The organism is Paraburkholderia bannensis NBRC 103871, assembly GCF_000685015.1.
GTDB classification, from domain to species: domain Bacteria; phylum Pseudomonadota; class Gammaproteobacteria; order Burkholderiales; family Burkholderiaceae; genus Paraburkholderia; species Paraburkholderia bannensis.
Map to the genome: position 1 here is coordinate 30664 of NZ_BAYA01000012.1, position 22101 is coordinate 52764.

Here is a 22101-nt window from a genome sequence, read left to right on the forward strand (position 1 = left end):
GAGGAGATGAAGTGAATATGAAGCACCAAGCACCGAGACACCGTACGATGCTGCGCGCCACCCAGATCGCCCTCGCGAGCGCGGCTTTCGCGCTCCTCGCCGCCTGTGGCGGCGGCAGCAGCGGCGACAACAATTCCAGCGCCACGCCGCCGTCGGGCACCAAGCTGCAAGTGGTGGCATTCGGCACGAGCCTGAGCGATGCAGGCACCTACTCCGAGCAGATCGCGCCGGGCTTCGGCGGCGGCCGCTTCACGACCAACCCCGGCGAAGTCTGGACGCAGAAGGTCTCCGAATACTTCGGCAATACGCTGAGCCCCGCCTTCGAAGGCGGCTTCGGCCTGCCGCTGACGGCCACGGGCGGTCTCGACTACGCCCAGGGCGGCGCACTGGTCGCCACCGGCGGCGTGAACAACACGAGCGTGGCGATTCCCACCGCGAGCGAGCAGCCGGTCACGTGGCAGCTGCAGCAATACCTGGCGCAGCACGGCAGCTTCAATGCGGGCCAGCTCGTGCTGGTCGAAGGCGGCGCGAACGAAATCCTCGGCCTCGTCGACAACAGCGCGGCGGGTCTCGTGGCCTTCGGCAAGGCGCTGGCAGCCAGCAGCTATTCGACGCTCGCGACCAACACGACGGTGCAGCAGACCATCGTGACGGGCCTCGTGCAGCAAGGCTTCTCGGCGGCGCAGGCGCAGGCGCTGTTCCCGGCGGCCCTGCTGCTGCAAGTGATCAAGAGCGACGCCAACGCGAGCACCGATTTCGCTTCGGTGGTGCCGATCCTCACTGCCGCAGGCCAGCTGGCCAACCTCGTCAACACGCAGATCGCGGGCACGCCGAAGGTGGCCGTCGTGACCGTGCCGGACATCGGCAAGACGCCGGCTGCACTCGCCGTCGACGCGGCTGTCAGCGCCACGCCGGGCTCGTCGGGCGCGCCCGACCAGGCGCTCTCGCTGATCACGGCGGCCTACAACCTGACGCTGATCCAGGGTCTGTCGACCTCGATCGCCGCGAAGAAGGTCGTGCTCGTCGATACGTACTCGTGGCTCGACCAGTCGATCGCGAACGCGGCCAGCCTCGGCTTCACGGTGACCAACACGGGCACGGCGTGCAACCTGACGCTGATGCAGCAGAACGCGACCAACTATGCGCTGGCGAATCCGTCGGTGCTGGGTCTGCCGGCCGGCACTTCGCAGGCCGTCATCAACGCCGCGGCGGCCGTGTACGGCTCGAACTTCGCATCGTCGCTGTTCTGCTCGCCGCAGACGCTGACGACGGCCAACGCGCCGACGACCTATATGTTCGCCGACCAGGTGCACCCGACCACGGCGCTGCACGCGCAGTTCGCCAACTACGTCGAGACGCAACTGGCGGCAGCTGGCATCGGCAAGGCACCGCAATAAGGCTCGCAGTAAGACTCACTGCAAAGCCGATCGCGCAGGTTCGCCCTGCGCAAAACAAAACACCCCACGCGCCTTGCGGCCGTGGGGTGTTTTTCATGGGGAGCGCGACGTCGAGTCAGTCCTGCTGTTGCTCGAAGGCCGCCGCCGCGCGACCGAGACGGTCGTTCACGGCGATCCATTCGATCGTCTCCGGCAGCTTCTCGATGAGAATGCGCGTGACGTTCGCGCGGTCGAGTGCGCGCAGCAGGCTGTACAGCTCACGCGCATAGACCTGGGGCTCTTCGGGCGCGGCCACGAAATGCACGTTGGCCGCACTCGCCCACGCCTGTGCGCTCGAAACCCGCGCAACCAGCGCAACCGTCTCGCCTGCGTCGCGCGCAGCGGCCAGCATCGGCTCAAGCGCACCGAACGGCAGCAGCGCGAGCGGCGTGCGCGGCGCGTAGTGCGCCTTGAGCGTGCCCGAGGCGCGCGGCGCGGTCGCGTCCGACCCATCGGGCAGGCGCGGCGCTTCGCCCAGCACGCGCGCGATATCGTGCGGGCTCACGTGACCGGGACGCAGCAGCGCCGGAAAGCCGCGCGAGAGATCGAGAATCGTCGATTCGATGCCGACGTCGCACGCGCCGCCGTCGAGCACATGCACCGTCGCGCCGAACTCGTCGCGTACGTGCTGCGCCGTGGTCGGGCTCACGTGGCCGAAGCGGTTCGCCGACGGCGCCGCAACGCCGCCGTGGCCCCCGCGTCGCTGCGAGAACGCCGCGAGCAGGCGCTGCGCGACCGGATGCGACGGGCAGCGCAGGCCCACCGAATCCTGACCGCCGCTCACTGCATCGGGAATGCGCGCGTGGCGCTTCACGATCAGCGTGAGCGGGCCGGGCCAGAAGGCATCGACGAGTTTTTGCGCCGCTTGCGGCCAGTCGGCGGCCCAGTACGTCGGGTCGCCGCCGGGCGGCAGATGGACGATCACCGGATGGTTGGCCGGTCGGCCCTTGGCGGCATAGATGCGCGCGACGGCCTCGGGCGAAGCCGCATCGCCGCCGAGGCCATAGACGGTCTCGGTGGGAAACGCGACCAGTTCGCCCGCGTCGAGCAACGCGGCGGCCTGGTCGATTTCGGCGTCCGTCGGGTGCGGATCCAGACGATGCGGCGCGTTCTGCTGATCGGACATTTCGTTGTCCAACTCAGCTCGTGACGATGTGCAGCAGGCGCGCGCAATCGCGGGCAGCCGTGCGCGCTTCGTCGAGCGTGGGCGCGGTGAAGTTCACATGGCCCATCTTGCGGCCCGGGCGTGCGTCTTCCTTGCCGTACAGATGCAGGCGCGCAGCCGGCATCGCCGCGACCTGATCCCAGGGCGGCGTGATCGGCGCGGCGCCCTTCTGGGCCTTCGCCTCACCGGCACCTGCCGGGAACCACACATCGCCGAGGATGTTGAGCATCACGGCCGGCGAGTGCTGGCGCGTGTCGCCGAGCGGCATGCCCGTCATCGCGCGCACCTGCTGCTCGAACTGGCTCGTGGCGCACGCATCGGTCGTGTAGTGACCCGAGTTGTGCGGCCGCGGCGCCATTTCGTTGGCGACCATCGAACCGTCTTCGAGGATGAAGAACTCCACGCACAGCACGCCCACGTACCCGAGCTTCGCGGCGATCTGCAGCGCGGCCTGCTGGGCCTGCTGCACGAGCGCGTCGCTGGCGTCCGGCGCAGGCACGATGGTGTGCGAGAGCACGCCGTTGCGGTGCGTGTTCTGCGCGAGCGGATACACCACGGCGGCGCCGTTCGCGCCGCGCGCGATCAGCGCGCTCACTTCGAACTTGAGCGGCAGGCGCTTTTCCAGCACGCAGGGCACGCCGCCGAGCGACGCATGCGCTTCGCGCACTTCGTCGGCGTTGGTCACGCGGATCTGGCCTTTGCCGTCGTAGCCCATGCGCGCGGTCTTGAGAATGCCGGGCAGCACGGCGGCGAGCGTCGTGTCGTCGATGGCGGCAAGCGCCTGCGACGATTCGATCACCACATGCGGCGCGACCGGCACGCCCGACGATTCGATGAAGCGCTTTTCGGCGATGCGGTCTTGCGCGATGGCCACGCAACGGCCGGCGGGGCTCACAAAGGTGGATTTGGCGAGCGCGTCGAGGCTCGCGGCAGGCACGTTCTCGAATTCGGTCGAGATGGCCGCGCACAGGCGCGCGAGTTCGGTCAGGCCGGCCTCGTCGTCGTAGGCGGCGCAGATGTGGCGGTCGGCCACGGTGCCTGCGGGACTCGTCGCATCGGGATCGAGCACGGCGACGCGGTAGCCCATCGCCTGAGCGGCAAAACAGAACATGCGGCCAAGCTGGCCGCCACCCACCATGCCCAGCCAGGCGCCGGGCAGGATCGGTGAAACCGGAGAGTTGTCAGGAGTCATCTTCGTGGTCGGTCACGGCTGGCCGCGGCGCGTGGGGGCGCGTCGCACGGGCCAGACCGGGGTTTAACGTCGGCACGGGCAGCTTAGAGCAATTCGTATTGCGTAATGCGTATTGCGTTACGCGCCGCCCGCGCCGACGACGGGCGCTTACAGCGCCGGCAACACCATCGCGTGCGCCGCTTCGTTCTGGCGCACGCGGAAAGCCGCGAGCTTGTTCGCGTATTCGGGATCGGTTCCGCTCAGCATCGACACCGCGAAGAGCGCCGCATTGGCCGCGCCCGCCTCGCCGATGGCGAAGGTCGCGACCGGCACGCCCTTGGGCATCTGCACGATCGAGTGGAGCGAATCCACGCCCTTGAGGTACTTGCTGACCGCCGGCACGCCGAGCACCGGCACCGTGGTCTTGGCCGCCAGCATGCCCGGCAGGTGCGCCGCGCCGCCCGCGCCCGCGATGATCGCGCGCAGGCCGCGCTCACGCGCTTTTTCCGCGTACTCGAACATCTCGTCGGGCATGCGGTGCGCCGAAACGACCTTGGCCTCGTACGCAACGCCGAACTCCTGCAGGATCGCGACTGCGTGCTTCATCGTGTCCCAGTCGGAGCTGGAGCCCATCAACACGCCGACGAGCGGCGCTGCATGCTGGTGAGCCTGCTGTTGAGCCGTTTGAACTTCGCTCATTGTGCTTCCTTCTTCCCTCTAAATGCTTTACGCGAGCCTGCTTAAGCCAGCTTCTGGCCGGTCAGGCGCTCCAGCGCTTCCTGGTACTTGGCCGAGGTCTTCTCGACGACTTCGTCGGGCAGCTTCGGCGCCGGCGGCTCTTTCTTCCAGTCCTGGGTTTCGAGCCAGTCGCGCACGAACTGCTTGTCGAACGACGGCGGGTTCGAGCCCACTTCGTACTGGTCGGCCGGCCAGAAACGCGACGAGTCGGCAGTAAGCGCCTCGTCCATCAGGAACAGCTGGCCGTTGTTGTCCAGACCGAATTCGAACTTGGTGTCGGCGATGATGATGCCGCGCGTGGCCGCGTAGTCGGCGGCTTCCTTGTACAGCTTGATCGAGATTTCCTTGATGGTGCGCGACAGCTCGGTGCCGATGCGGCGCTCCATGTCTTCGTAGGTGATGTTCTCGTCGTGATGGCCCATTTCGGCCTTGGCTGCCGGCGTGAAGATCGGCTCGGGCAGCTTCTGCGCGTTTTGCAGGCCTTCGGGCAGCTGCACGCCGCACACGGCGCCGGTTGCCTGATAGTCCTTCCAGCCGCTGCCGGCCAGATAGCCGCGCACCACGGCTTCGACGAGGATCGGCTCAAGGCGCTTGACCACGACCGCGCGGCCCTTGACCTGCTCGACCTCGTCGGCGGCGACGACGGTTTCCGGCGCGACGCCCGTGAGGTGGTTCGGCACGACGTGCTTGAGCTTTTCGAACCAGAAGTCAGCCATCTGGTTGAGCACCTCGCCCTTGCGCGGAATCGGCTCGCCCATGATCACGTCGAACGCCGACAGGCGGTCGGTCGTGACGATCAGCAGCTTGTCGGTGCCCACGGCATAGTTGTCGCGGACCTTGCCGCGGCCGAGAAGCGGCAGCGAGCGGAGCGTGGATTCGTAGAGGGTAGACATCGTCGTGATTCGCTAAAAAGACAGTTCGAGGACTATCGAAACAGAAGGCGGAACCCCGGCCTGCGATGGAAGCTGAAGGCGGAATTCTGAAGGTATTGCGAGGGTAAACCAAAAACCAGCAAAAACCAGCAAAAAAGCACGTCGCCGTCCCCCGAAACAGGCGGATACGGCGACGTTTTTGTCTCGCCGCGGGCGCCCGGCCACCAAGCCGCGCCCCCGCAGATCAAGGCGGGTTGGTACGAACTTAACGCACGATCTGTGCGAGTTCGCCCGACTTGTACTTCTCGGCGATCTTGTCGAGCGAGACCGGCTTGATCTTGCCAGCCTGGCCTTCGCAGCCGAACGCGAGGAAGCGATCCACGCAGACCTTCTTCGCGGCTTCGCGGGCCGGCTTCAGGTAGTCGCGCGGGTCGAACTTCGACGGGTTTTCGAACATATAGCGACGGATCGCGCCCGTGATGGCCAGACGCAGGTCGGTGTCGATGTTGATTTTACGCACGCCGTGACGAATGCCTTCCTGGATCTCCTCCACCGGCACGCCGTACGTTTCCTTCATGTCGCCGCCAAACTCGCGGATCTCAGCGAGCAGTTCCTGCGGCACCGACGACGAACCGTGCATGACCAGGTGCGTGTTCGGGATGCGGGCGTGGATTTCCTTGATGCGCTGGATCGACAGGATGTCGCCCGTGGGCTTCTTGGAGAACTTGTACGCGCCGTGCGAGGTGCCGATCGCGATCGCCAGTGCGTCGCACTGGGTGAGCTTGACGAAGTCGGCGGCCTGCTCCGGATCGGTCAGGAGCTGCTCGCGCGTCATGGTGCCTTCTGCGCCGTGACCGTCTTCCTTGTCGCCCATCAGCGTTTCCAGCGAACCGAGCACGCCCAGTTCCGCTTCGACCGTCACGCCGATCGAGTGCGCCATTTCCACGACCTTGCGCGAGACGTCGACGTTGTACTCGTACGATGCGACCGTCTTGCCGTCGGCTTCGAGCGAGCCGTCCATCATCACGCTGGTGAAACCGCTGCGGATCGCGGCCATGCAGACCGCCGGCGACTGGCCGTGATCCTGGTGCATCACGACCGGAATGTGCGGATACGACTCGACCGCCGCTTCGATCAGGTGGCGCAGGAACGGCTCGCCCGCGTACTTACGCGCGCCGGCCGAGGCCTGCATGATCACGGGCGAGCCGACCTGGCTGGCCGCTTCCATGATCGCCTGAACCTGTTCGAGGTTGTTCACGTTGAACGCGGGCAGACCGTAGCCGTTTTCGGCCGCGTGGTCGAGCAGTTGACGCATTGAAACGAGAGGCATTGTTGCTACTCCTTTGATTTGAAACGAATTGCTTCGTGCCGCCGGCCGTCTTGCGCAGCCGGTCGAGGGCGGCCTGGCAGCCGCCTCCCGCGTGCTCGTCGCGGGCTCAATGACGTGATTTTATCGCGAAGCGACTGCAATTCCCGCGCCGAACGCGTAACTGGCATGAAATTGGCGTATCGGAACGTCAATTCCGCGAGAAGATGCAAAAAGGATTGACAGCCCGAGCGCTGCTAGACCTGCGCTTAAGCCGGAATTGCGGGGATTTACGGCGATTTCACTGCGATCTTGCAGTCAATTAGCGCCGATCTGATACCAATGTGATACCAGTCGGCGCTAATGGTGTTAACTCGCTGCTTTACAGCACCGCGTTACAGCACCGAGTTACAGCACGTCGCCGACGCGCACGATCTTCAGCGTGTTGGTGCCGCCCGGCTGGCCCATCGGCTCGCCGACGGTCAGCACGACCATGTCGCCGCGCGACGCATAGCCCTTGCTCACCACCACTTCGATGGCCTGCTGCAATGCCGTGTCGCGGTCGCTGCTGGTGTCCAGATGCAGCGGCGTGACATTGCGGTACAGCGACATCGCGCGCTCGCTACCCTCGCGCGGCGTGAGCGCGAAGATCGGCACGTGCGTCCAGTGACGCGACATCCACAGCGCCGTCGAGCCCGATTCCGTCAGCGCGACGATGGCCTTGGCGCCCAGATGGTAGGCCGTGAACAGCGCGCCCATGGCGATCGACTGGTCGATGCGCGTGAAGGTGCGGTCGAGGAAATCCTTGTCGAGCTCGGATTGTTCCGACTTTTCGGCTTCGAGGCAGATGGCGGCCATCGTTTCGATGGTCTGCACCGGGTACTTGCCCGCTGCCGATTCCGCCGACAGCATCACCGCGTCCGTGCCGTCGAGCACCGCGTTGGCGACGTCCGACACTTCGGCGCGCGTGGGCACCGGTGCGTGGATCATCGACTCCATCATCTGCGTGGCGGTGATGACGAGCTTGTTGGACTCGCGCGCCATGCGGATCATGCGCTTTTGCAGCGCCGGGACGGCTGCGTTGCCGACTTCCACGGCCAGGTCGCCACGGGCCACCATGATGCCGTCGGACGAATCGAGAATTTCCTGCAGCGCGGGAATCGCTTCGGCGCGCTCGATCTTCGCGATCATCTTCGGCTTGATGCCGTACGGTGCGCCCGCGATGTTGGCGAGCTGGCGCGCCATTTCCATGTCGGTGGCGTTCTTCGGGAACGACACGGCCACGAAGTCCACGCCGATGGACATGGCCGTGCGGATGTCCTCCATGTCCTTCGCGGTGAGCGCCGGCGCGGTGAGGCCGCCGCCCTGGCGGTTGATGCCCTTGTTGTTGGACAGCTCGCCGCCGACCTTCACGACCGTGTGAATTTCGGTGCCGATCACGCGCGACACGTCGAGCACGATCAGGCCGTCGTTGAGCAGCAGGACGTCGCCCGGCTTCAGGTCGCGCGGCAAGTCCTTGTAGTCGAGACCGACGCGTTCGTCGTTACCGAGTTCGCATTCGGCGTCGAGAATGAAGGGCTGGCCCGGTTCGAGCAGCGTCTTGCCGTTCTCGAACTTGCCGACGCGGATCTTCGGGCCTTGCAGATCGGCCATGATCGCGACTTCACGGCCGGCCTGACGGGCGCACGCCCGCACGTTCTCGGCACGCTGACGGTGATCGTCGGCAGTGCCGTGCGAGAAGTTGAGGCGCACCACGTCCAATCCTGCGTGGATCATTTTCAGCAGGACGTCCGGCGTGCTGGAAGCCGGACCGATGGTGGCGACAATCTTGGTGGCGCGATGCATGAGTCTCCTCGTCTGGATAGGATCGCTGGGAAAACCGTTACTGCGAGAAGTGCTGGCCGGCTGCGCCGACGCGTGCGTTGCTTGCGTGGCGTGGCCGTGACGCGCACCGGTCATATCCGGCGTCGCTTTCTTGGAGGGCGCCGCGACGGTCGGTACGACTGGCTCGACCGGTGCGGCGTTACTTGTATGCGTTTGCGTTTGCATTTGCGCCTGCGAAGCTGGGGCGGCGGACGTGGCTGTGCGCCCTTCAGTCCCTGCTTGCGGCGTCACCGTTGTCGCGAGCGATTCAGCGGTCGCTGCGCCAGACGGAGTCATGTCGATTTCAGATACGGCGTTTTCAATCACCGCTTCGAGAATGGCAACGGACGTCGCGTCCGTCCTTGCCTGTTCTGTCGCGGCAGCACGGGGCGCAGCGCGCCCCGGCTGTACAGCGGGTTGCGCGGCCCCGGTTGCGGCGCGCTTTGGCGCGCTCGCACGAGGAAGCTTGTTCGTGGCCTTCCCGGCCGGGGCGCGCGGCGCCACTTAGGAAGCCGCCCGGGTTTCGAGCACTTCCACCGCCGGCAGCTTCTTGCCTTCCAGGAACTCCAGGAATGCGCCGCCGCCAGTCGAGATGTAGCTGACCTTGTCCGCGATGTTGTACTTCGCGATGGCCGCGAGCGTGTCGCCGCCGCCTGCGATCGAGAACGCGCCCGAATTCGCGATGGCGTCCGCCAGCGTCTTCGTGCCGTTGCCGAACTGGTCGAACTCGAACACGCCGACCGGGCCGTTCCACACGATCGTGCCGGCCTGCGCGAGCTGCGCGGCGAGCGCATTGGCCGTAACCGGGCCGATGTCGAGGATCATGTCGTCGTCGGCCACATCGGCGACGTCCTTGGTTTCAGCCTTGGCCGCCGGCGAGAATTCCTTGGCCGTGACCACGTCCGTCGGGATCGGCACCGAAGCGCCGCGTGCGCGTGCCGCGTCGATGATCGCCCTGGCGTCGTCGATCAGATCGACTTCCGCGAGCGACTTGCCGATCTTCAGGCCGGCCGCAAGCATGAACGTATTGGCGATGCCGCCGCCGACGATCAGCTGATCGACCTTTTCGGCGAGCGACTTCAGGATGGTGAGCTTGGTCGAGACCTTCGAACCGGCGACGATCGCCACCAGCGGGCGCTTCGGCGCGCCAAGCGCCTTGCCGAGCGCGTCCAGCTCAGCCGCCAGCAGCGGGCCTGCGCAGGCGATGGGCGCGTACTTCGCGATGCCGTGCGTGGTGGCTTCGGCGCGGTGCGCGGTGCCGAAAGCGTCGTTCACGTAGACGTCGCAGAGCTTGGCCATCTTCTGCGCCAGCTCGTCGGAATTCTTCTTCTCGCCCTTGTTGACGCGGCAGTTTTCGAGCAGCACGACGTTGCCCGGCTCGACGTTCACGCCGTTTTCGACCCAGTTCGCGACCAGCGGCACGTCGCGGCCGAGCAACTCGGCCAGACGCTTCGCGACCGGTGCGAGCGAGTCTTCGGGTTTGAATTCACCTTCGGTCGGGCGGCCCAGGTGGGACGTGACCATGACAGCGGCGCCCGCATCCAGCGCGGCCTTGATGGCCGGCACGGACGCGCGCACGCGGGTGTCTTCGGTGATGTTGCCCTGGTCGTCCTGCGGCACGTTCAGGTCGGCGCGGATGAACACCCGCTTGCCCTTGAGCTTGCCTTCGGAGATCAGATCGGAAAGACGCAGAACCTTGTTCATGGACATGTCATCTTGATGGTGGGAAGGCGGTGACAAGACGATGCAGGTCCGCGGGCCGCCGAAGCGTTGCTTCAGGCAGCCAGGCGGCGAAGGCGCGACGGGCGCGGCGCGGGATCCGCGCGGCTGCCGTCTCCTGGCGCCGCCGCGGGTCGCTTGCTCGGCGCTCGGCACGAGCCGGCATCGAATTGCGAGATCGGTATTTTAGCCGATAGCCAGGATGATCTGAGGCGTGCTTCGGCGAATGTCCCGTATTTGGGAGAACGCTGAGTGCGAAGCTTACGATTGCGCAACGCAGCATGACGATGGACGGCCGAAGCCGCGGAGCGACTGGCCCGAGCGCCGAATCTGTCGACACGCCCCCTCTCGCCCCCTCTAATCCACGCCGGATCCCGCTCGAAGGCTGCTCGAATCCGCCTGAAACGCCCGCCGCGCGCGCCCGCGAGCGCGCTAAGGCCGCGTAAATGACGTTAGAATGATCCTCTTTGCCGAACGCAGCCGCGGCGCGCCTTTACCCGGTACGCACCATGCGGGACGAATCGCGGTTTGTTGCGATTTTCGCCCGATATGCGCAGTGCATCGATCGGCGTTCAGCACGGTTTTCTGCCCGATTTTGGTTCGTTTTTTCGGTTTTTTGTTCGTTTAATCACCGTTTTCACTGCACTCGCCTGGAGAATCGTATGTCAATGGCCGACCGCGACGGCAAGATCTGGATGGACGGCAAGCTGGTGGACTGGCGCGACGCCAACATCCACGTGCTGACCCACACGCTGCACTACGGCATGGGCGTCTTCGAAGGCGTACGCGCCTACAAGACCACCACCGGGACGGCCATCTTCCGCCTCGCCGAGCACACGAAGCGTCTGCTCAATTCGGCCAAGATCTTCCAGATGGACGTGCCGTTCGACGCGAAAACGCTGGCTGACGCGCAACTCGAAGTCGTGCGCGAGAACAAGCTCGAGTCCTGCTATATCCGCCCGATCATCTGGGTCGGCTCGGAAAAGCTCGGCGTGTCGGCGCGCGGCAACACGATTCACGTGGCGATCGCCGCGTGGCCGTGGGGCGCCTATCTGGGCGAAGACGGCCTCGCCAAGGGCATTCGCGTGAAGACGTCGTCGTTCACGCGCCACCACGTCAACGTGTCGATGGTGCGCGCCAAGGCGTCGGGCTGGTACGTGAACTCGATCCTCGCCAACCAGGAAGCCACCGCCGACGGCTACGACGAAGCGCTGCTGCTCGACGTCGACGGCTATGTGTCGGAAGGCTCGGGCGAGAACTTCTTCCTCGTCAACAACGGCAAGATCTACACGCCGGATCTGGCGTCCTGCCTCGACGGCATCACGCGCGACACCGTCATCACGCTCGCGCGCGACATGAACATCCCCGTGATCGAGAAGCGCATCACGCGCGACGAGGTCTACACCTGCGACGAAGCGTTCTTCACCGGCACCGCCGCCGAAGTCACGCCAATCCGCGAACTGGACAACCGCACCATCGGTTCCGGCTCGCGCGGCCCGATCACGGAGAAGCTGCAATCGGCGTTCTTCGACGTCGTGTCCGGCAAAAACGAGAAATACGCGCACTGGCTCGCCAAGGTCTGACGACCGACGCGCCCCGGACGCGCCTGGAATTACGCGCCCCACAGCTACACAGAGAATCATCCCCATGAGCGAAATCAAGGAAATGCCGCTGGTCGAATTGAAGGCCAAAGACCTGCCGGCGTATTGCCCGAACCCGTCGATGCCGCGCTGGAGCAACCATCCGCGCGTCTTTATCGACGTGACGCACGGCGAAGCGAAGTGCCCGTATTGCAGCACGCGCTACAAGCTGAAGGAAGGCGAGGTCGTTCACGGCCATTGAGGCGGCTTTCGGCGGTCGCGGCCAGCGTGGTTGATGCGCAGGCCGCACCCCATGAAGCCGGTCAAGCGCGTCCCCAGCGTCCGTGACGCTGCCGGACGCGCCCGACATTTGGCATTCCCGAAGTTACTGCGGGTTCAAGAACCCTGGTTGCCCGGCACGCCGCGTGCTGTGCGCCCAGACCCCGCTGCTCCCGACGCGCTCCGGCGCGTCTTTTCCCAACTGCGTTTCGCGCGCCGCCGCCGGCCTCATTGCGCCCATTGCCATGGGCCGCGCGTGCCCGAAACCTATGCCCTTTTTCCGGACTTTGAATCCCGATGCGCCGCGCGCTGGTAATTGCACCGAACTGGATCGGTGACGCACTGATGGCGCAGCCGCTTTTTTCGCGGCTCGTAAAACTGCATCCGCGTATCGAAATCGACGCGATTGCGCCCACCTGGGTTGCGCCCGTCCTCGAGCGCATGCCCGAGATACGCGACGTCTACGCCACCGACCTCGCCCACGGCAAGCTGCAACTGCTGCGCCGCTGGCAGCTCGCGGGCGATCTGCGCGCCGAACACTACGACGCGGCCTATGTGCTGCCGAATTCGCTGAAGTCCGCGCTGATCCCGTGGCTCGCGAATATCCCGCTGCGAATTGGCTATACCGGCGAGAGCCGCTATGGCCTGCTCAACGTGCGCCACGCGAATCCGCCCAAGGACGAGCGCCCGCCGATGGTCAAGCACTACGCCGCGCTGGCGTGGGCGCCCGGCGCCAAGGTGCCCGACGACCTGCCGCTGCCACGCCTGGAATCGGATCCGAACGAGGCGTCGCGCGTGTCGGCGCGCTTCAATCTGGACACGCGCGTGCCGCTGCTGGTGTTCTGCCCCGGCGCGGAATACGGCCCCGCCAAGCGCTGGCCGCCCGAGCATTTCGCGGCGCTCGCGCGCATGGTCGCCCAGTCGTTCCCGTACACGCAGATCGTCGCGCTGGGGTCGCCCAAGGATGCGCCGCTTGCCCAGGCGATCGCCGACCTGGCTCCGAACGTGCGCAATCTGTGCGGCCAGACCGCGCTCGGCGAGGCTTGCGCGCTGATCTCGCGCGCAAGCGCCGTGGTCACCAACGACTCCGGCCTGATGCACGTGGCGGCCGCGCTGCGCCGCCCGCTGGTGGCCCTTTACGGATCGACGGATCCGCGCCACACGCCGCCCCTGTCGGAGCTTGCAAAGGTACAATGGCTGCACCTCGATTGCAGTCCTTGCTTTGCGCGCGAGTGTCCGCTCGGGCATCAGAACTGCCTGCGCGAACTCAGTGCGGAGCAGGTCTTCGACGATTTGCGCGGCATGCTGGTCGCCCAGCGCTGAAACGCACAACACGTTGCGCGCCGGCCACGTCTGGGCCGTGGCGCAGCGTGGATGTGCGGCACGCCACCGACGCCACGCCCGGCTCGCGCGCCCAATCTGGGAATCTGCCTGGGAACACGCCAGGCAAGACGCCAGGGAGCACGCAGATCGCGAGCCAGTCGCGGCATCGCAAACCGAAGCCAACGCCAACCCGCGCGCGAAGCGCATCAGATCAACGAGCCATGCCACGTTTTGCCCACATCTTCGAAGCCGCCGCGGACACTCTCAACGCGTACTACCAGGCCGTCGCGGAGGTCAATATCGACGCGCTGATGGGCCTGTGGATCGACGAGGAGTTCGTGAGCTGCATCACCGCCGAAGGCCCGCACCTGCACGGCCTGGCCGAGATCCGCGCGGGTCTGGCCTCGCAGCTGGAAGCGGCGCCCGTGTCGGTCGAGCCGCTCGATATCCGCGTGTACGACAGCCTCGGCACCGTGGTGTACGCCATCGTCGAAGCCCACCGCCCGGTCGATCCGAATGCGATTCCGGCGATGGTGTTCACGACCTACGTGATGGTTCACGAACGCGGCGAATGGCGTATCGCGCACATTCACGCGAGCAAGATGCCCGACGATGCAGCCAGCCAGTTCTCGGCCAAGCTGCGCCACGGCCAGGGCGCGCTGCACTGATTCAGACGCGCGGCTCGCCCCAGGACGAGCCGGCGTGCAGGGGAAAGCAGGAACAAGAAGTCACGCAGTAGCAAGAAGGGGACGGCCATGAGCACGACAGGCGACGAAGCAGCCAATTTCGACGCGGCACGACATGCGACACATCATGCCGCCCCGCCCCTCCCCTCGCTGTCCGATCCGGCCTACCGGGCGCCGTTCTGGCTGCCCGGCGCGCACATCCAGACCATCATCCCCGCGCTGTTTTCCCGCCTGCCGATGCCGGTCTACCGGCGCGAGCGCTGGAACACGCCCGACGGCGATTTCATCGAGCTCGACTGGGTCGACGCCCCCGCCTGGGCGCCGGCCGACGCGCCGCTCTTCGTGCTGTTCCACGGACTCGAAGGCAGCTCCGGCTCGCACTACGCCCGCGCGCTAGCGGCCGCCGCGACCGCGCGCGGCTGGCACGCCGTGATCCCGCACTTTCGCAGCTGCAGCGGGCCGATGAACCTGATGCCGCGCTTTTACCACCTCGCCGATGCCGCCGAAGTCGACTGGGTGCTGCGCCGCCTCGCCGCAAGCCATGCAGGGCCGCTCATCGCGGCGGGCGTGTCGCTGGGCGGCAACGTGCTGCTGCACTGGCTCGCGCAGCAACGCGAGGATGCGCGCATCCTCAGCGCGGCCGCGGCGATTTCCGCGCCGCTCGACGTGCATGCGGGCGGCAAGATGCTCGCGAGCGGCTTCGGCATGGTCTATACGCGCAGCTTCCTCAAGACGCTCAAGGTCAAGGCGCTGCAAAAGCTCGACCAGTTTCCGGGCCTCTTCGACGCCGACGCCGTGCTCGCCACACGCAACATGTACGAGTTCGACAATGTCGTGACCGCACCGCTGCACGGCTTCCAGAGCGCGCACGACTACTACACCCAGGCGACGGTGCGCCCGATGCTCGGCGAAATCGTCGTGCCGACGCTGCTGCTCAACGCGCGCAACGACCCGTTCCTGCCCGGCAACGTGCTGCCCGCGCGCCACGAGGTAAGCGCCGCCGTGGAGCTCGACCAGCCCGAGGACGGCGGCCACGTCGGCTTCATGACGGGGCCGTTTCCGGGCCGCAGCGTCTGGCTCGCGCAGCGCGTGACCCACTATCTCTCGCCTCACCTTCCGGCTTCTACTCATACGCATGGATGACATCGTCAAGCAGGCGCTGGCGCGCTGGCCCAACGTTCCTCATTGCACCGGCTGGCTGCGCCTCGATGCGCGCGGCCACTGGCGACTGCGCGACGAAGCCGATCAGGCGCAAGGCGCGCCCGGCACGCCGGTGCGCCACGAGGCGCTGAACGCCTTCATCAGCCGCAACTACGAGCACGATGCCGACGGCCAGTGGTTTTTCCAGAACGGGCCGCAGCGCGTGTACGTCGAGCTGGAATACACGCCCTGGGTCGTGCGGCTTGCGAAGGCACCGGACGGCGCGCTCAAGCTCACCGATCACACGGGCAACGCGTTCGATCCGGTCGCGGTCTACCTCGACGAGCAAGGCAGCGTGCTGTTCGCGAACGCACAGGGCAACGTGGCGCTGCTGCACGACCACGATCTCGACGGTTTCTCGGAACACGCTACGCTCGACGATGACGGCGAGAGCGGCACCTTCCACTGGCGCACAGGCGCCGATCTGCCGCTGCAAGCGATCCCGCGCGCAGACGTCGCCGCGCGCTTCGGCTTTGTTGCGAGTCCCGAGCAAAGGGAAAAAGCCAGCGCCTGAGCGCCGCTCAGCCGCGATCTTTCTCGTCGGCGCGCTCTTCCTTGTAGCGCGCCTCCAGTTCGTGCAGGCGCGCATCAATGGTCGAGAGATCGTAGAAGCCGACCGACTTCATGTCGCGCGCCTCCTTCAACTGCCGGATCGCCGACGGCCACGCGCCGTCGATCGCGAACTTTTCCGCAAGCGCGCGGCGCTGCGTGAGCGGGTCGCCGAGGCCTACGCTCGCCTGCGCAAGGTACTGCCACCACGCGCCCTGCTGCGGCTCCGATTCGGTCTCGCGGCGCGCGAGCGTCTGCGCCTCCTTGAAACGGCGCGCAGCGAGCAAGGCCTGTAGCAGACTGTCGGTCGCCGCATGCGAAGCCGGCCAGGCGGCATGCGCGGCCTGCGCGAGCCGCACGGCATCGTCGTTGCGCCCGGCGCTGCGGGCGATGTCGGCGGCCAGCACGTCGAGGCTCGGCGAACTGCGCTGCCTGCTGCCGTCCGCCGCCTCGAACTGCGCGAACGCCGCACGCGCCGTTGCGAGCGACGCCTGCGCGTCGTCGTAACGCTCCAGCTTCAACTGCGCGAACGCAATGCCGTACCAGTTCGCGGCCACGTTCAGCGCAATGCGGTCGTCGATTTCGGCCTGCAGCCGCGCGATTTCGTCGATGTACTCGCCGCGCGTACGATCCTGCAGAACCCGCACGCGCGCTCGCACGAAACCATATTCCGGCGCCTGGCGCGGCTGCCGGTAAGGCGCGCGGCGCGCCCTGTCCTGCATGTCGGCGATGCGCTCGCCCGTGAGCGGGTGCGTGCGCGCGTAGGCCGGAGCACCCGCATCGCCCATCGAAGCACGTTCGAGCCGCTCGAAGAACCCCACCATGCCCCACGGATCGTAGCCCGCGCCCGCGAGCAACTGAAATCCGACGCGATCCGCCTCATGCTCGGCGGCGCGCGAGAAGCGCAACTGGGTATCGACGGCGTACGCCTGGCTGCCCATCGCAATCGCGCTGCCGAGGTCGCCGCTGCGCGCGAGCACGCCCGCGAGAATGCCGAACAGAATGCCCGCGAGCGCCGTATAGCCGGTGCGCTCGCTCTGCGACAGCATGCGCGCGATGTGCCGTTGCAGCACATGGCCCATCTCGTGGCCGAGCACGGACGCCAGCTCCGATTCGGTCTGCGTCGTCACGATCAGCCCCGTATTCACGCCGATAAAACCGCCCGGCAGCGAGAACGCATTGATCTGGCCGTCGCGCATCGCGAAGAGATCGAAGTCGGGCCGATAGCCGCCGATGAACTGCGCGGCCGCCGACGCCGACAGCCGCGCCGCCACCGCGTTGAGATAGTCGAGCACGAGCCAGTCGCCGATATAGTCGGGATCGCGCCGGATCTCGCGCATCACGCGTTCGCCGATGCGGCGCTCGGCCTGCGGCGTGAGCGCGCCGCCGGAGCCGTCGCCCAGGTCGGGCAGTTGCGGCACCCAAGCGGGCGCGCGCACACTGGGACTGCCGTGCGTCGCGCCGGAGGCGGACTCACTGGACCAGGACTGGCCGAAGCGGCTTTGCGCGCCGCCATAGGTGCCGAACACGCCTTGCGCGATCGAGGCAGGGATGACGGGTTCGGCAGCATCGTCGAGCGCGCCGCTGACCAGCGCGGGCGCGCTGGAGTTGGCGCTAGCGCTGGCGCTGGTCGAGCCTGATCGCGAATTGACTGCCGATGCCGGCAAGGCAGGCTGCGCCGCGCCGAGATTGAGCACGGTGCGCGATGGCGAGTTCGATGCTGTGGCCTGCGACACCGCCGCCCCGCCGCCCGGCGCCTGCGCCCAGGCTTGCTCAGGAGCGGCAAGCGCGAAGCACAGCCAGGCAGCAAGCAGCCGTTTCGGAAGCATCGTTGTCGGATAGGAAAAGCGACCACGCTGGCGCGGCGGCCAGCCACTGGCCGATTGTAGTGGCTGGCCTGGAATCGCGTCCCGCACTTGCGCCCTGCATTTGGGCCCTGCATTTGCACCCCGAAATGCGCCCGCGCGCGGCACTGTTAAGATAAGCGCCCCTCATGAGAAGCAGCGGAGAATCACCATGTCCGGACTGACCCATTTCGACGCCGCCGGCGACGCGCACATGGTCGACGTCGGCGATAAAGCCGAAACCAAACGCATCGCCGTGGCGAGCGGCACGATCCGCATGCTGCCCGAGACCTTCGCACTGATCCGCGACGGCAATGCGAAAAAAGGCGACGTGATCGGCGTCGCGCGCATCGCCGCGATCCAGGGCGCGAAGCGCACTTCGGATCTGATTCCGCTGTGCCATCCGCTCGCCATCACGCGCGTGAAGGTGGATTTCGTGCTCGACGAGGCGCTGCCCGGCGTGCACTGCTCGGCTCAGGTGGAAACGTTCGGGCGCACCGGTGTCGAGATGGAAGCGTTGACCGCCGTGCAGGTCGGCCTGCTGACGGTGTACGACATGTGCAAGGCGGTGGATCGCGGCATGACGATCACCGATGTACGCGTGCTGGAGAAGCACGGCGGGAAGTCGGGGGACTGGGTGGCGGCTTGATGCGACATGAAAAAAGCGGCGAGCGCTTGCGCGCTACGCCGCCTTGTCGATCAGATTAATCGCCCGGCTCAGTCGTCCGGATCAATCATCCGAATCATCATCGTCATCGTCGCTGGCTGAAGCCGGCGGATTGCCGTACTGCTTCACCAGATCGGCCTTGAAGCCCGCGAGCGTCGGCTCGTTGTCGAGCAGGCCATAAAGCGCCGCCAGTTGCGTCGGCCAGTCGTGCAGTTCCTGCGCGAAGATCTTCAAACGCGCGACCGTATCCGCCGCGCCGTCCGTATTCCCCGCCAGCGCCTGCAACACCGCATAGCGGCGCAGCACCGTCTCGCCCGGCAGCAGCGCAATCGCGCGCTCATGCGCGGCCAGCTTGGACGACAGGCTCGCGGCGTTCATCGGCATGAGCGTCGCCATGCCGTAATCGCCCCATGCACGGAACAGGAACGACGGCGCGTCGGCGTATTGCTGCGCCGGATGCGCGCCGTAGTACAGGACTTCGGAGCGATTGTAGTCGCGCAGCACCGGCCACAGCGACACGATGCCGCCGAACACGATCACCGTATAGGCCGCGAACGCCGCGCGCGAGGGCACGAAGCGCAGCGGCCTGGTCTCCAGCAGGCCGAACACGAACATCGCCGGCAACAGGAAGAACATGTACTGCTGCGGGTACTCGACAAGCGCGTGCATGACCAGTGCGCCGATCAGCGCGAAGCCGAAAATACGCTCCGCCGTATGGCGCGCGCGCAACTGGCGCACGAACCACGCCAGCAGCCCGAGCAGCACGATGCCGCAGCCCACCACGCCGGTCTTGGCGAGCAGGTCGAGGAAGATGTCGTGCGAGTTGTTGGCGATCTCGACGCCGCCCAGCGCTCGCGCGAGTTCGAACTGATGGATCGGGAAATCGCCCCAGCCCACGCCCAGCAGCGGGTGCTCCTTGAACATCGTCCAGCCGTAGCGCCACAACGCGATACGCGGCGCGATCTGGCCGGCGTCCTTGAAACGGTCGGCCGCCGACTGGTCGAGTTGCAACTGGTAATGCACGTTGGCCCAGCGCACGAACGCGTTCACGGCGACGAAGATCGCAAACAGCACCAGCGGAACGAGCCAGTCGCGCACGCCGGCCTTCAGCGCTGCGCCGCTATCGCCGCTACTGCCATTTTCAGGCTCGCTGCGCACGCCGCGTGCAGCCGACAGCGCCATCCACAGACCCGCCACCACGATCACGGCCATTTGCAGCCACGGGCCGCGCGACACCGTCAGCGCGAGACCGCCCGAGTAGACCGCCGACAGCACGACCCACAGCAACACGTTCAGGCGGCGCGTCTGCACGAGATAGAGCGCCGCCGCCGTGGCGAAAGCGATGTAGGTCGCAAGGTGATTGGCCTGCGCCATATTGCCGAACGGCCGGCGGTCGAACTGCACGTTGTAGGCGACCACGAGCGGCGTGACCTTCACCTCCAGATGCAGCAACTGGATCACCTGGCAGAACACCGCGAACAGCCCGCCGATCACGAGCGCCCACGCGCCCCAGACCATCGCCGTACGAACGAGTTGGGCGCGCGCGATGCCATAGCCCGCATGCACGGCCATGAAGGCCGCCAGCAGGTAGCCCGCACCGAGCCAGTTCATCGACGGCTGCGCGACCGGCAGCGCAATCGTCTGCACGACCAGCAACAGCCCGAAGGCGAGCGGCACGAGTGCAACCGTGGGCGAGGCGAACTGCACGGCCGGCCCAGCCGAACGCACCAGCAGCCAGACGCCCGCTCCCACCATCAGGTAGAGCGCCAGCGCCGTGAATTCGGCATAGAACGTCGGAATCGGATAGGTATGGTTGACGACCGCATACGGCAGGATCAACGCAAGAGCCAGCAGGACGAACGTAAGGTAACGCGCAAAAGGAGAAGGCATGGGAATTGGGGGCGTCGGCAACCGGCGCACTATACATAGCTTTTCCCTCCCTGTGCGCCAGCTTTCAGACGAAATCCGCGCGCACGCACCATGCCTTCACTTCTGGCTGACCTTTTTAGCGTGGGCGGGTGGTCACGAACTCCCCCGCCCGCACTCCACCAGGTCAGTCGCCCTGCCAGCCTTACTTATGCGCGGCACTCCGGCGGCGCCAGATTGGCAGGCAGCGTAGCCGCGTCGGCCGGTGACGGCCCCGCGCCCGGCGCGCCGAGCGACGAAGCCGTCTTGCCGCCCGCGAAACACTCCCACGTCAGCGTGCCGCCCTGCACCGAACCCTGCGCGAGCGCCACGCGCGCCGTGGGCGCATCGGCGTTGTCCGGCACCGACGGCACAAGAACCAGCGTGTTGCTGCCCTCGGGCGCGATGCGCGTGGTGAAGGCCACGGTGATCTGCCCGGTCGCATCGTCGATATGCACCGAGGAAACATTGCGCGTGGCAGGCGGCGTCGTATAGCCCGCGCCGAAGGCATTACCGCTTGCGGCGTTTTCGGCGACCGAAAGCCGCGCCGCCGATGCCAGCGACAGCCCCTCGCCCACCCGGCTGCGCGCCAGGTAGTCCTGATAGGCGGGAATCGCATACGCCGCGATCACGCCGACGATCGCGAGCACGATCATCAGCTCGATCAGCGTGAAGCCGGGCGAGGCCCAGCGCAGCAGCGCGCGGCACGATCGCACGAACGATGCGGTGCGCGTGGCAGGCGCACGCGGTCTGGCGCGGCCTTGCACGCCGGGGCTTGAAACAGTGAGAGGTACGTTCATTATCTGGGCTCCTGAAACGAAAAACGCCTGCCCACCGAAAGGTGAACAGGCGTCTCGATCGTATCGACGGCCCGATTTGCGGGGCAGTCGGCCAGACGGCTTAGGCGTCGTGCTGTCAGAGCACGGTGTCAGTGCGGCGATTCAATGCAACGATTCAATGCGAACCCTGTGCGCGCGCCGCATTGCGGCGCTTGAGCAGATGCCCCACCGCCACGACGAAGACCGCGCCGGCCACGCACATGCCGTACTCGGCGACCGGCGTATCGAGCAACGGCCAGCGGTCGCCAGCCGGATCGTTGACGATCAGGCCGCCCGCGATCCAGCCAAGCAGCGCCGCGCCCAGCGTGACGATCAGCGGATAGCGGTCGAGCAGCCGCAGCACCAGCTGGCTGCCCCACACGATCAGCGGAATGCTCACCATCAGCCCGAAGATCACGAGCGCGATGCGGTGCTGCGGATCGGCGGACTCGGCGGCCCCCGCGATGGCCACGACGTTGTCGAGGCTCATCACCGCGTCCGCGACGATGATCGTCTTGATCGCGCCAATCAGCTTGTCGGACGGCTTGACGTCGGCGTGCTCGCCGTGCGCCGGGGCCAGCAGCCGCACGCCGATCCACAGCAGCAGCAGCCCGCCCGCGAACTTGAGCAGCGGCACGTTGAGCAGCACCACCGCGAAAGCGATCAACACGACGCGCAGCACAATCGCGCCGACCGTGCCCCAGAGGATGCCGCGCAGGCGCTGCTGCGCAGGCAGGTCGCGGCAGGCGAGCGCGATCACCACGGCGTTGTCACCGCCGAGCAGGATGTCGATGACGATGATCTGGACAACAGCGCCCCAGTGGAGCGACGCGAAGAACTCGAGCATGAAGGCGGAAAGTGAAGGGAAAAGTTGCGCTGCGCGCATCCGACGGGAAATCAAACGGGACATCGCCCCGCAACGCGCGCCAAATAAAAAAGCGAGGCAGCCATGACTGGCTCCCTCGCTCTTTGTTCGGAAA

19 protein-coding genes are annotated in these 22101 nt (G+C 66.5%); 8 read left to right on the forward strand and 11 right to left on the reverse strand.

Annotated features, from left to right (window positions below; all coding sequences use genetic code 11):
* The first annotated feature begins 17 nt into the window (after positions 1–17).
* A complete protein-coding gene (locus BBA01S_RS19055; RefSeq protein ID WP_027817851.1) occupies positions 18–1397 on the forward strand; it encodes an SGNH/GDSL hydrolase family protein in 1380 nt (459 codons plus the stop codon).
* A 115-nt stretch (positions 1398–1512) separates the two neighbouring features.
* Here the strand turns inward: BBA01S_RS19055 and BBA01S_RS19060 are convergent, their stop codons facing one another.
* The 7 genes from BBA01S_RS19060 to BBA01S_RS19090 form a co-directional block, all read right to left on the reverse strand.
* Positions 1513–2562: an L-threonylcarbamoyladenylate synthase gene (locus BBA01S_RS19060; RefSeq protein WP_042297559.1), complete on the reverse strand. Its 1050-nt coding sequence runs from the start codon at positions 2560–2562 to the stop codon at positions 1513–1515.
* Between the two features lie 13 nt (positions 2563–2575).
* Complete coding sequence (locus BBA01S_RS19065) at positions 2576–3793, reverse strand: 5-(carboxyamino)imidazole ribonucleotide synthase (protein WP_027817853.1); 1218 nt, start codon at positions 3791–3793, stop codon at positions 2576–2578.
* Between the two features lie 147 nt (positions 3794–3940).
* Entirely contained in the window at positions 3941–4471 is a 531-nt protein-coding gene (purE, locus tag BBA01S_RS19070; RefSeq protein WP_027817854.1) for a 5-(carboxyamino)imidazole ribonucleotide mutase, read from the reverse strand.
* A 41-nt stretch (positions 4472–4512) separates the two neighbouring features.
* A complete protein-coding gene (locus tag BBA01S_RS19075) occupies positions 4513–5403 on the reverse strand; it encodes a phosphoribosylaminoimidazolesuccinocarboxamide synthase (RefSeq protein ID WP_027817855.1) in 891 nt (296 codons plus the stop codon).
* 244 nt (positions 5404–5647) lie between these two features.
* Entirely contained in the window at positions 5648–6712 is a 1065-nt protein-coding gene (gene fba / locus BBA01S_RS19080; RefSeq protein WP_027817856.1) for a class II fructose-bisphosphate aldolase, read from the reverse strand.
* Positions 6713–7096: 384 nt separating this feature from the next.
* Complete coding sequence (gene pyk, locus BBA01S_RS19085) at positions 7097–8533, reverse strand: pyruvate kinase (protein ID WP_027817857.1); 1437 nt, start codon at positions 8531–8533, stop codon at positions 7097–7099.
* Positions 8534–9055: 522 nt separating this feature from the next.
* Positions 9056–10255, reverse strand: a complete 1200-nt coding sequence (locus BBA01S_RS19090) for a phosphoglycerate kinase (RefSeq protein ID WP_027817858.1) — start codon at positions 10253–10255, stop codon at positions 9056–9058.
* A gap of 677 nt (positions 10256–10932) precedes the next feature.
* On the opposite strand from BBA01S_RS19090, the gene BBA01S_RS19095 reads away from it, so the two are divergent.
* From BBA01S_RS19095 to BBA01S_RS19120, 6 genes are all read left to right on the forward strand, one after another.
* Positions 10933–11853: a branched-chain amino acid transaminase gene (locus BBA01S_RS19095; protein ID WP_027817859.1), complete on the forward strand. Its 921-nt coding sequence runs from the start codon at positions 10933–10935 to the stop codon at positions 11851–11853.
* A 64-nt stretch (positions 11854–11917) separates the two neighbouring features.
* Positions 11918–12112: a zinc-finger domain-containing protein gene (locus BBA01S_RS19100; protein WP_027817860.1), complete on the forward strand. Its 195-nt coding sequence runs from the start codon at positions 11918–11920 to the stop codon at positions 12110–12112.
* A 314-nt stretch (positions 12113–12426) separates the two neighbouring features.
* Positions 12427–13452, forward strand: a complete 1026-nt coding sequence (gene waaF, locus BBA01S_RS19105; RefSeq protein WP_027817861.1) for a lipopolysaccharide heptosyltransferase II — start codon at positions 12427–12429, stop codon at positions 13450–13452.
* Between the two features lie 221 nt (positions 13453–13673).
* Positions 13674–14120 (forward strand): nuclear transport factor 2 family protein, encoded by a 447-nt coding sequence (locus tag BBA01S_RS19110; protein WP_027817862.1) that lies wholly within the window; start codon positions 13674–13676, stop codon positions 14118–14120.
* Positions 14121–14207: 87 nt separating this feature from the next.
* Positions 14208–15281: a hydrolase gene (locus BBA01S_RS19115; protein ID WP_084162313.1), complete on the forward strand. Its 1074-nt coding sequence runs from the start codon at positions 14208–14210 to the stop codon at positions 15279–15281.
* Complete coding sequence (locus BBA01S_RS19120) at positions 15274–15852, forward strand: DUF2946 family protein (protein ID WP_027817864.1); 579 nt, start codon at positions 15274–15276, stop codon at positions 15850–15852. Before BBA01S_RS19115 ends, BBA01S_RS19120 begins: the two co-directional genes overlap by 8 nt.
* Positions 15853–15859: 7 nt before the next feature.
* Here the strand turns inward: BBA01S_RS19120 and BBA01S_RS19125 are convergent, their stop codons facing one another.
* Positions 15860–17716 (reverse strand): M48 family metalloprotease, encoded by a 1857-nt coding sequence (locus tag BBA01S_RS19125; protein ID WP_027817865.1) that lies wholly within the window; start codon positions 17714–17716, stop codon positions 15860–15862.
* A 187-nt stretch (positions 17717–17903) separates the two neighbouring features.
* Between BBA01S_RS19125 and moaC the strand changes: the two genes are divergently transcribed.
* A complete protein-coding gene (gene moaC / locus BBA01S_RS19130; protein WP_027817866.1) occupies positions 17904–18380 on the forward strand; it encodes a cyclic pyranopterin monophosphate synthase MoaC in 477 nt (158 codons plus the stop codon).
* Between the two features lie 81 nt (positions 18381–18461).
* On the opposite strand, the gene BBA01S_RS19135 is transcribed toward moaC, so the two are convergent.
* The 3 genes from BBA01S_RS19135 to BBA01S_RS19145 all read right to left on the reverse strand — a co-directional run bounded on the left by BBA01S_RS19135 (position 18462) and on the right by BBA01S_RS19145 (position 21968).
* The gene (locus BBA01S_RS19135) at positions 18462–20288 is read right to left on the reverse strand and encodes a PglL family O-oligosaccharyltransferase (protein WP_027817867.1); all 1827 of its coding nucleotides are present in this window, start codon (positions 20286–20288) and stop codon (positions 18462–18464) included.
* A gap of 185 nt (positions 20289–20473) precedes the next feature.
* Complete coding sequence (locus BBA01S_RS19140) at positions 20474–21103, reverse strand: pilin (protein ID WP_027817868.1); 630 nt, start codon at positions 21101–21103, stop codon at positions 20474–20476.
* Positions 21104–21257: 154 nt separating this feature from the next.
* Positions 21258–21968 (reverse strand): TerC family protein, encoded by a 711-nt coding sequence (locus BBA01S_RS19145; RefSeq protein WP_027817869.1) that lies wholly within the window; start codon positions 21966–21968, stop codon positions 21258–21260.
* Positions 21969–22101: the final 133 nt, after the last annotated feature.

What these genes read in the sequence shown, in the direction of transcription:
- BBA01S_RS19055 (WP_027817851.1), top strand. Translation starts at nt 18, where the DNA reads ATGAAGCACCAAGCACCGAGACACCGTACGATGCTGCGCGCCACCCAG.
- BBA01S_RS19060 (WP_042297559.1), bottom strand. Translation starts at nt 2,562, where the DNA reads ATGTCCGATCAGCAGAACGCGCCGCATCGTCTGGATCCGCACCCGACG.
- BBA01S_RS19065 (WP_027817853.1), bottom strand. Translation starts at nt 3,793, where the DNA reads ATGACTCCTGACAACTCTCCGGTTTCACCGATCCTGCCCGGCGCCTGG.
- purE (WP_027817854.1), bottom strand. Translation starts at nt 4,471, where the DNA reads ATGAGCGAAGTTCAAACGGCTCAACAGCAGGCTCACCAGCATGCAGCG.
- BBA01S_RS19075 (WP_027817855.1), bottom strand. Translation starts at nt 5,403, where the DNA reads ATGTCTACCCTCTACGAATCCACGCTCCGCTCGCTGCCGCTTCTCGGC.
- fba (WP_027817856.1), bottom strand. Translation starts at nt 6,712, where the DNA reads ATGCCTCTCGTTTCAATGCGTCAACTGCTCGACCACGCGGCCGAAAAC.
- pyk (WP_027817857.1), bottom strand. Translation starts at nt 8,533, where the DNA reads ATGCATCGCGCCACCAAGATTGTCGCCACCATCGGTCCGGCTTCCAGC.
- BBA01S_RS19090 (WP_027817858.1), bottom strand. Translation starts at nt 10,255, where the DNA reads ATGAACAAGGTTCTGCGTCTTTCCGATCTGATCTCCGAAGGCAAGCTC.
- BBA01S_RS19095 (WP_027817859.1), top strand. Translation starts at nt 10,933, where the DNA reads ATGTCAATGGCCGACCGCGACGGCAAGATCTGGATGGACGGCAAGCTG.
- BBA01S_RS19100 (WP_027817860.1), top strand. Translation starts at nt 11,918, where the DNA reads ATGAGCGAAATCAAGGAAATGCCGCTGGTCGAATTGAAGGCCAAAGAC.
- waaF (WP_027817861.1), top strand. Translation starts at nt 12,427, where the DNA reads ATGCGCCGCGCGCTGGTAATTGCACCGAACTGGATCGGTGACGCACTG.
- BBA01S_RS19110 (WP_027817862.1), top strand. Translation starts at nt 13,674, where the DNA reads ATGCCACGTTTTGCCCACATCTTCGAAGCCGCCGCGGACACTCTCAAC.
- BBA01S_RS19115 (WP_084162313.1), top strand. Translation starts at nt 14,208, where the DNA reads ATGAGCACGACAGGCGACGAAGCAGCCAATTTCGACGCGGCACGACAT.
- BBA01S_RS19120 (WP_027817864.1), top strand. Translation starts at nt 15,274, where the DNA reads ATGGATGACATCGTCAAGCAGGCGCTGGCGCGCTGGCCCAACGTTCCT.
- BBA01S_RS19125 (WP_027817865.1), bottom strand. Translation starts at nt 17,716, where the DNA reads ATGCTTCCGAAACGGCTGCTTGCTGCCTGGCTGTGCTTCGCGCTTGCC.
- moaC (WP_027817866.1), top strand. Translation starts at nt 17,904, where the DNA reads ATGTCCGGACTGACCCATTTCGACGCCGCCGGCGACGCGCACATGGTC.
- BBA01S_RS19135 (WP_027817867.1), bottom strand. Translation starts at nt 20,288, where the DNA reads ATGCCTTCTCCTTTTGCGCGTTACCTTACGTTCGTCCTGCTGGCTCTT.
- BBA01S_RS19140 (WP_027817868.1), bottom strand. Translation starts at nt 21,103, where the DNA reads ATGAACGTACCTCTCACTGTTTCAAGCCCCGGCGTGCAAGGCCGCGCC.
- BBA01S_RS19145 (WP_027817869.1), bottom strand. Translation starts at nt 21,968, where the DNA reads ATGCTCGAGTTCTTCGCGTCGCTCCACTGGGGCGCTGTTGTCCAGATC.